The 1,358-nt window shown below is 50.8% G+C and carries 1 protein-coding gene; it reads right to left on the reverse strand.

Features of this window, described 5'->3' with window-relative positions:
- Nucleotides 1–59: 59 nt before the first annotated feature.
- A partial coding sequence (locus R7Q09_RS24230; protein WP_318071325.1) for a DUF1566 domain-containing protein occupies nucleotides 60–1,358 on the reverse strand: 1,299 nt, incomplete at its 5' end.

Consider the following 1,358-nt stretch of genomic DNA (forward strand, 5'->3'; position numbering starts at 1 on the left):
AAAAGGCCCCGAAGGGCCTAAAATAAAAATACTAAACGCTAAACTTTCAACACTAAACCCTAAGGATTTGAAACGCAGGAACCATAGCGCGCGCTACTTGGGCTGCCGCTGTGGACGTTGCCCGTGTAGAGGCCCACGTCGTAGTAATCACCACCATAAGGCGTCTCCGACCAATAGCGATTGTAGGTCGGCCAACCGAACTTGGTCCACATATTGCCAGACTCGCGATGTAAACTCACCAATTCATCTTTGGTTGGACGACGCCAGTCGCTGCGCCCCGTAAAGCCCATGTCAGCTAGGTTCTGGCAATAACGTTGATGTTGTGTGCCTCCAGCGGTTCCATCCCCATCCAGTCGGAAACGAGCAAATTCGCCACCACTAGGGCCATATATACCCGTTTCTTTGTAAGTGCTAGCGTAGCTTTGACCTGCATTAGTTCCACTATCGTCAAGGTGATAACCCAACGCATCCATCACCGATTTTGAGGGGGTGCTCGTGAAGCGTTTAAGCTTGTTATCGTTCGGGTCTAAGATTTCTCGCACTTTCAGGCATTGGCCTTTGGCATTTTCCGGGTCCTTATCATCTATCTGACCTCCACAAATACCAATGGTTGGCTCTGGTTGTTTTATTGAAACGCATGAACCATAGACCGCGCTACCTGGGTAGCTGCTGAGGACGTTGCCATTGCTGAGGTCCACGCTGTAGTAATGCCCACCATTAGGCGACTCCGACCAAAAGCGATAGTTGGCCGGCCAACCGAACTCGGTCCACATATGGCCAGACTCGCCATATAAACTCACCAATTCATCTTTGGTTGGACGACGCCAGTCGCTGCGCCCCGTAAAGCCCATGTCAGCTAGGTTCTGACAATAACGTTGATGTTGTGTGCCTCCAGCGGTTCCATCCCCATCCTGTCGGAAACGAGCAAATTCGCCACCACTAGGGCCATATGAACCCGTTTCTTTGTAAGTGCGAGCGTAGCTTTGACCTGCATTAGTTCCACTATCGTCAAGGTGATAACCCAACACATCCATCACCGATTTTGAGGGGGTGCTCGTGAAGCGTTTAAGCTTGTTATCGTTCGGGTCTAAGATTTCACGCACTTTAAGACAGTAGCCTTTGGCATTTTCCGGGTCGGTATCATCCACTTGACCACCACAAATACCAAGCTTTGAGCCATCATAACTTTTAAAGGTGACACTCGTGATGTCACTGAGCGGTGTGCCACCCTGACTCCATTCTGCGGTTATATCGACCGTGGTGTCACTGCTCGGTGTTGTGCCCACCCAAGTCACTTTAGCCGTTTGCTCACCAGAGGCATCCGTACTCCCTGGTGACTCAACCTTGACGGAGTCGGT

This window comes from Vibrio sp. 2130-1, assembly GCF_033339515.1.